Genomic DNA, 7,282 nt, shown 5'->3' with positions numbered 1-7,282 from the left:
GCCGAACTGGGCATCGATGAAGCCCGCGGCGGTTTGCGCCCGGACGACAAACTGGCCGTGTTGCAACAATTGCACCAGCAGGGCCGCAAGGTGCTGATGCTCGGCGACGGGGTGAACGACGTGCCGGTGCTGGCGGCGGCGGACATCAGTGTCGCCATGGGCTCAGCCACCGATCTTGCCAAGACCAGCGCCGATGCGGTGCTGCTGTCCAACCGTCTCGACGCCCTGATCCACGCCTTCAGCCTGGCCCGACGCACACGGCGGGTGATCATTGAGAACCTGGTGTGGGCCGGGCTGTACAATGGCCTCATGTTGCCGTTCGCCGCCCTCGGCTGGATTACGCCGGTGTGGGCCGCGATCGGCATGTCCATCAGTTCGCTGACCGTGGTGTTGAATGCGCTGAGGCTGACTCGCCAGCCCAAGACGCAGGTTTTCGATACCTCGCCCGATACCCGCCCGCTGCCGGCCTGAGCCGCGCGGGCATGGAGTTCCGACATGCCAGCTCTTTACGTGATGATCCCGGCCGCACTGCTGATCGTGGCCATTGCCGTCTACATCTTCTTCTGGGCCGTGGACAGCGGGCAGTACGACGACCTCGACGGTCCGGCCCACAGCATTCTGTTCGACGATCAGGATCCGAACCACAAGGCAGCGGTGGACGAAGCCAGCGGCGAGCCCCGCAAACCGGACGACAAGGCCCCGCCCGATGCTTGATCTGGCGCCACTGTTGGTCTCGGCGCTCATCCTGGGTTTATTGGGCGGCGGCCATTGCCTGGGGATGTGCGGCGGCCTGATGGGCGCCCTGACCCTGGCAATCCCCAAGGAACAGCGCAGCCGGCGCTTTCGGTTGCTGCTGGCCTACAACCTGGGGCGGATTCTGAGCTACGCCAGCGCAGGGCTACTGATCGGCCTGGCTGGTTGGGCCGTGGCCAATAGTCCGGCGGCGATGGTCATGCGCGTGTTGGCCGGCCTGCTGTTGATCGCCATGGGCCTGTACCTGGCGGGCTGGTGGAGCGGCCTGACCCGCATCGAAGGCGTCGGTCGTGGCCTGTGGCGGCATATCCAGCCCGTCGCCAACCGCTTGCTGCCGGTGTCGAGCCTGCCCCGGGCCTTGCTGCTCGGCGCGCTCTGGGGCTGGCTGCCGTGTGGGTTGGTCTACAGCACCCTGCTCTGGTCGGCCAGCCAGGGCGATGCGCTGGACAGCGCGTTGCTGATGCTCGCCTTCGGCCTCGGCACCTGGCCGGTGTTGCTCGCCACCGGCATGGCCGCCGAACGCATCACCGCCCTGTTGCGCAAACGCAGCGTGCGCATGGCCGGTGGTTTGCTGGTGATTGTCTTTGGTGTCTGGACCCTGCCAGGGCCGCATCAGCATTGGCTCATGGGGCATTGACCGAGTCGCCGCCATCGCGAGCAGGCTCGCTCCCATAGGAGACTTGCGGCGAATGCTGCATTTGTGAACATCCCCGATCCAATGTGGGAGCGAGCTTGCTCGCGATTGGCCTTCGCCCAGACTCCACACCCCGTTGACGCAAATCAAAACCGCCCCGCGCCCTCCCTCTTAAACTCTCGCCCATGCCAGCCTATCCGGGAAACGCCCGCATGCTCGACGCCATTCGTTGGGACTCAAACCTGATCCACCGTTACGACCTGGCGGGGCCCCGCTACACCTCGTATCCGACCGCGGCGCAATTCGGCAGCCAGGTGGGGACCTTCGACCTGCTCCACGCCCTGCGCGACAGCCGCAAAGCCTTGAGGCCACTGTCGTTGTATGTGCATGTGCCGTTCTGCGCGAACATTTGCTACTACTGCGCCTGCAACAAAGTCATCACCAAGGACCGCAGCCGCGCCCATGCCTATCTGCAACGCCTGGAACAGGAAATCCAGCTGATCGGCTGCCACCTCGACCCGGCCCAGCGCGTAGAACAGTTGCACCTGGGCGGCGGCACCCCGACGTTCCTCAACCATGACGAACTGCGCCAGTTGATGGCCAGGTTGCGCCAACACTTCAACCTGCTGGAGGACGATTCCGGCGACTACGGGATCGAAATCGATCCCCGGGAAGCCGACTGGTCCACCATGGGCCTGTTGCGGGAACTGGGTTTTAACCGCGTCAGCATCGGCCTGCAGGACCTTGACCCGGCCGTACAGCGCGCCGTCAACCGCCTGCAAAGCCTGGAAGAAACCCGCGCGGTGATCGAAGCCGCCCGGACCTTGCAGTTCCGTTCGATCAACATCGACCTGATCTACGGGCTGCCCAAACAGACCCCGGAGAATTTCGCCCGCACGGTCCAGGAAGTCATCCAGCTACAGCCGGACCGGCTTTCGGTGTTCAACTACGCCCACTTGCCGGAACGCTTCATGCCCCAACGCCGCATCAACAGCCAGGACCTGCCCAACCCGGCGCAGAAACTGGCGATGCTGCAAGGCACCATCGAACAGCTGACTGCGGCGGGTTATCGCTATATCGGCATGGACCACTTCGCCCTGCCCGACGACGAACTGGCGATTGCCCAGGAAGACGCCACCCTGCAACGCAACTTCCAGGGCTATACCACCCATGGTCACTGCGACCTGATCGGCCTTGGCGTGTCAGCCATCAGCCAGATCGGCGATTTGTACTGCCAGAACAGCAGTGACCTGAGCCATTACCAGAACACCCTGGCCGACGGTCAACTGGCGACCAGTCGCGGGCTGCTGTGCAATGCCGACGATCGGCTGCGGCGCGCGGTGATCCAGCAGTTGATCTGCCATTTCAATTTGCTATTCACCGACATCGAACAAACGTTCAACATCGATTTTCGCGGTTACTTCGCACCGTTGTGGCCACAACTGCAAGAGATGGCTGCGGACGGCCTGATCGAATTGGACAGCAGCCACATCAAGGTACTGCCCGCCGGGCGCCTGCTGGTGCGCTCGGTGTGCATGGTCTTTGATGCCTATCTGGAAGGACACAACCGACAGCGCTTCTCCCGAGTCATCTGAGCGCGACAATTTGACGATGAAAGCCCACTGGCCGGAGTACCTTAGCTGAGTTACCCTTACGGCTTATGTGTGTTTCCCACAAGGATTTAAGAAATGTCCGAGCCAGTCAAACTGCGCGCCCACAACCAGGCCCATTGCAAGGATTGCAGCCTGGCTCCGCTCTGCCTGCCACTTTCATTGAATCTGGAGGATATGGACGCGCTGGACGACATCGTTAAACGGGGCCGACCGTTGAAAAAAGGTGAATTCCTGTTTCGCCAGGGCGACACCTTCGATTCCGTCTATGCCGTGCGCTCGGGCGCCTTGAAAACCTTCAATCTGAGCGATGGCGGCGAAGAACAGCTCACCGGCTTCCACCTGCCCAGCGAGCTGGTGGGTCTGTCGGGCATGGACACCGAAACCCATCCGGTCTCGGCCCAGGCGCTGGAAACCACCTCGGTGTGCGAGATTCCCTTCGATCGCCTGGACGAACTGGCCTTGCAACTGCCGCAACTGCGTCGTCAGTTGATGCGGGTCATGAGCCGGGAAATCCGCGACGATCAGCAAATGATGCTGCTGCTCTCGAAGAAAACCGCCGACGAACGCATCGCCACGTTCCTGGTCAACCTCTCGGCACGTTTCCGCGCTCGCGGGTTTTCGGCCAACCAGTTCCGCCTGAGCATGTCGCGTAACGAAATCGGCAATTACCTGGGCTTGGCGGTGGAAACCGTATCCCGAGTATTCACCCGTTTCCAACAGAACGAGTTGATCGCCGCCGAAGGCAAGGAGATCCATATTCTCGACCCGATCCAGCTCTGCGCCCTGGCGGGTGGCTCGATCGACGGCTGATGAGCATGCGCGCGGCCCAGGTTCGCCTTGCCGCGCTATACTCCGGCGTTTGCAGCCTGCCAGGACACCTAGACGATGGTCTTCGACTCCTTCGATATCAAATCCCTGATCCGCCCCGTGATCGATTTCCCCAAGCCGGGCGTGATCTTTCGCGACATTACCCCACTGTTCCAGTCCCCCACCGCGCTGCGGCTGGTGATGGACAGCTTCGCCCATCGTTATGTCGAGGCCGAATTCACCCACATCGGCGCGATGGATGCGCGAGGCTTCCTGATCGGCTCAATCCTGGCTTATCAGTTGAACAAGCCCTTGGTGCTGTTTCGCAAGCAAGGCAAGCTGCCGGCGGATGTGCTGGCCGAGGGTTACCAGACCGAATACGGCGAGGCCTTCCTTGAAGTTCACGCCGACAGCCTGTGCGAGGGTGATTCGGTGGTGATGTTCGATGACCTGATCGCCACCGGCGGCACGCTGATCGCCGCCGCCAACCTGATCCGCCGCATGGGCGCCAAGGTCCACGAGGCCGCGGCGATCATCGACCTGCCGGAGTTGCTTGGCTCGCAGCGCCTGGAAGACATGGGGATACCGACGTTCTGCCTGACGCAGTTTTCGTTGAGCGAAAGGTAACGCCCGTCAATAGCACACACACCCCATGTGGGAGCGAGCCTGCTCGCGATAGCGGCGTGTCAGCCGACATCGATGGTGACTGACACACCGCTATCGCGAGCAAGCTCGCTCCCACAGGGTTATTCGTGGCAGTTATAAAGCGATCGGTTTGCGCCCGGCAAACGAATGCGCCAGCGTCCCGCCGTCCACCAGTTCCAGCTCGCCGCCCAGCGGCACGCCATGAGCGATGCGTGAGGCGATCAGGCCCTTGTTGTTGAGCAATTGCGCGATGTAGTGGGCGGTGGCTTCGCCTTCGACCGTCGGGTTGGTGGCGAGGATGACTTCGGTGAAAGTCCCGGCCTCTTCGATCCGCGCCATCAGTTGCGGAATGCCGATGGCTTCCGGTCCCAGGCCGTCGAGCGGAGACAAATGCCCCTTGAGCACGAAATAACGGCCGCGAAAACCGGTCTGCTCCACGGCGTACACATCCATGGGTCCTTCCACGACGCATAGCAGGCTGTCGTCCCGACGCGGGTCGGCGCATTGCGGGCAGAGGTCGTCTTCAGTGAGGGTGCGGCATAAGCGGCAATGCCCTACCCCTTCCATGGCCTGGCTCAGGGCCAGAGCCAGACGCGAACCGCCGCTGCGATCACGCTCAAGCAATTGCAACGCCATGCGCTGAGCAGTTTTCTGACCCACACCCGGCAAAGTTCGCAGGGCGTCGATCAGTTGGCGAATCAAAGGGCTGAAGCTCATGGAGGAAATGTCCGACATAACAACGAGACGCGGTTTATACCCGCGCCTCCGATTAGCGTCAAATACTCAATCCTGCGCCACCCGCACCACCAGCTTGCCGAAGTTGCGCCCTTCCAGCAGGCCGATAAAGGCCTGTGGTGCATTCTCAAGGCCATCGACCACGTCTTCGCGGAACTTGACCTTGCCGTCACGCACCCAAGGCGCCATGGCGCTGATGAACTCCGGCTGACGACCACTGAAGTCGTCGAACACGATAAACCCCTGGATCCGCACGCGCTTGGTCAGCAAGGTGCGCTGCAATTGCGGCAAGCGATCCGGGCCAGTGGGGGCTTCATGCTCGTTGTAGGACGCGATCAGGCCACAGAGGGGAATGCGCGCCTTGGCGTTGAGCAGCGGCACTACGGCGTCGAACACCTTGCCACCGACGTTTTCGTAATAGATGTCGATGCCCTTGTCGCAAGCCCGGGCCAGTGCCTCGGCAAAGTCATCGCGCTTGTGATCGACACAGGCGTCGAACCCCAACTCGTCGACCACGTACTTGCATTTCTCGGGGCCGCCGGCCACACCGACCACCCGTAGGCCCTTGATCTTCGCCACCTGGCCGACCACCGAGCCGACTGCGCCCGAGGCCGCCGCGACCACCAGGGTTTCCCCGGCCTTGGGCTGACCGATCTCCATCAGGCCCATGTACGCGGTCATGCCCGGCATGCCCAGCACACCCAGCGCCATCGACGGGCTGGGCAGCCCGGACGGGATCGGAATGACATTGCGGCCATCGCTGACAGTGTGGCTCTGCCACCCCGTAGCGCCCACCACCAGATCCCCCTCCTGAAACTTCGGATGCATAGAACGCTCGACCCGGCTGACAGAACCACCGGTCATCACCTCATCGATTTCCACCGGCGCGGCGTAGGAAGGTGCGTCGCTCATCCGTCCGCGCATGTAAGGGTCCAATGAGAGAAACAGCGTCTTGAGCAGGATCTGCCCCTCCTGCAGCTCCGGCAACGTCACCTGCTCCAGACGGAAGTTGTCCGGGGTGGGAGCACCTGTGGGGCGGGAGGCGAGGACGATGCGCTGGTGGGTGGTCGATGCTTGTGACATGGAAGCGTCTCCTTGATCGTTGAGTGGCACTTACAGGAAGCAGACCATTGCCGGCTGGGCGGCGTTCGATGTTTGTTCAGTGGGTACTGGTGGGAGCAAGGCTTGCCCGCGATGCAGACGCCTCGGTTCGTCGCAGCGGCACGTCATCGTCCATCGCGGGCAAGCCTTGCTCCCACAGGTAAAGTTTCTAGCGCACTCGCCTTGTGACACAAACAAAAATGCCAGGCGCGATGCCTGGCATTGTATGTAGCCCATCCCGATCGGGATGGCGAGTCAGAACGGCAGTTTCATGCCCGGCGGCAGTTGCATGCCAGCGGTCATGCCGGACATTTTGTCCTGGCTGTTGGCTTCGATCTTGCGCACTGCGTCATTGACGGCGGCGGCGAACAGGGCTTCGAGCATTTCCTTGTCGTCTTCGCTCAGGCCTTCGACCACGCTCGGGTCGATGCTCACGCGCTTGATGTCGTGGCGACCGGTCATGACCACGGTCACCATGTCGCCGCCGGACTTGCCGGTGACTTCGGCGTTGGCCAGTTCTTCCTGCATCTTGGCCATTTTTTCCTGCATCTGCTGCGCCTGCTTCATCAGGCCGGCCATGCCACCTTTCATCATGGGAATCACCTCGAAAGTACTTGGATAAACACCGCGCCCGGCCCGTTCGGCCTGACGCTTTCAGTTATGAGCCCTGGGTCACCGGGGCCTCGACAGGTTCGATAGTATCGTGACGGACCACGGCACCGAACTGTTGCATCATTTGCTGGATGAACGGATCACCGTGGATCGACTCCTCGGCTTCGCGCTGACGGTCGGCACGGCGGCGGGACGCGGCCTGGGCCGGCGTCTCCTGCTCAGGCTTGATCAGCTCGATGCTCAGCGTCAGCGTGCGCTGGTGATACTGGTTCAGTGCATCGTTGAGACGGCGCTGCTGCGTGGCGTTGAACAGCGCGCTGTGGGCCGGGTCCAGGTGCAGCAGCCAGTGGTCGCCCTCCACGGAGATCAGCGTGCAGTTGGC

General features: G+C 62.2%; 10 protein-coding genes. 6 read left to right on the top strand and 4 right to left on the bottom strand.

What is annotated here, in order from left to right; translation table 11 throughout:
- The 6 genes from GSM73_RS27095 to GSM73_RS07570 form a co-directional block, all read left to right on the top strand.
- The coding region (locus GSM73_RS27095; protein WP_256676762.1) for an HAD-IC family P-type ATPase at positions 1-471 on the top strand (471 nt) is incomplete at its 5' end.
- Positions 472-495: 24 nt separating this feature from the next.
- Entirely contained in the window at positions 496-714 is a 219-nt protein-coding gene (gene ccoS, locus GSM73_RS07590; protein ID WP_160892001.1) for a cbb3-type cytochrome oxidase assembly protein CcoS, read from the top strand.
- Entirely contained in the window at positions 707-1,390 is a 684-nt protein-coding gene (locus tag GSM73_RS07585) for a sulfite exporter TauE/SafE family protein (protein WP_092403443.1), read from the top strand. The genes ccoS and GSM73_RS07585 overlap by 8 nt, the downstream gene beginning before the upstream one ends.
- Before the next feature lie 209 nt (positions 1,391-1,599).
- Positions 1,600-2,982: an oxygen-independent coproporphyrinogen III oxidase gene (hemN, locus tag GSM73_RS07580; protein WP_160891999.1), complete on the top strand. Its 1,383-nt coding sequence runs from the start codon at positions 1,600-1,602 to the stop codon at positions 2,980-2,982.
- A 93-nt stretch (positions 2,983-3,075) separates the two neighbouring features.
- The gene (gene fnr, locus GSM73_RS07575) at positions 3,076-3,810 is read left to right on the top strand and encodes a fumarate/nitrate reduction transcriptional regulator Fnr (RefSeq protein WP_047227176.1); all 735 of its coding nucleotides are present in this window, start codon (positions 3,076-3,078) and stop codon (positions 3,808-3,810) included.
- A gap of 75 nt (positions 3,811-3,885) precedes the next feature.
- Positions 3,886-4,434, top strand: a complete 549-nt coding sequence (locus GSM73_RS07570) for an adenine phosphoribosyltransferase (RefSeq protein WP_041020481.1) — start codon at positions 3,886-3,888, stop codon at positions 4,432-4,434.
- 132 nt (positions 4,435-4,566) lie between these two features.
- On the opposite strand, the gene recR is transcribed toward GSM73_RS07570, so the two are convergent.
- The 4 genes from recR to GSM73_RS27090 all read right to left on the bottom strand — a co-directional run.
- A complete protein-coding gene (gene recR, locus GSM73_RS07565) occupies positions 4,567-5,169 on the bottom strand; it encodes a recombination mediator RecR (RefSeq protein WP_047227281.1) in 603 nt (200 codons plus the stop codon).
- A 66-nt stretch (positions 5,170-5,235) separates the two neighbouring features.
- Positions 5,236-6,270, bottom strand: coding sequence for an NADP-dependent oxidoreductase (locus GSM73_RS07560; RefSeq protein WP_160891997.1), 1,035 nt, complete (start codon positions 6,268-6,270; stop codon positions 5,236-5,238).
- 273 nt (positions 6,271-6,543) lie between these two features.
- Positions 6,544-6,882 (bottom strand): YbaB/EbfC family nucleoid-associated protein, encoded by a 339-nt coding sequence (locus GSM73_RS07555; protein WP_003183512.1) that lies wholly within the window; start codon positions 6,880-6,882, stop codon positions 6,544-6,546.
- Between the two features lie 64 nt (positions 6,883-6,946).
- Positions 6,947-7,282: DNA polymerase III subunit gamma/tau C-terminal domain-containing protein (locus GSM73_RS27090; RefSeq protein ID WP_306110009.1), on the bottom strand; the 336-nt coding region annotated here is incomplete at its 5' end.

The sequence above is a fragment of the Pseudomonas sp. PICF6 genome, from assembly GCF_009831705.1.
Taxonomy (GTDB): Bacteria; Pseudomonadota; Gammaproteobacteria; order Pseudomonadales; family Pseudomonadaceae; genus Aquipseudomonas; species Aquipseudomonas rhizophila.
The sequence above is the reverse complement of the archived record's forward strand: the minus strand, read 5'-3'. Positions and strand labels throughout refer to the sequence as shown.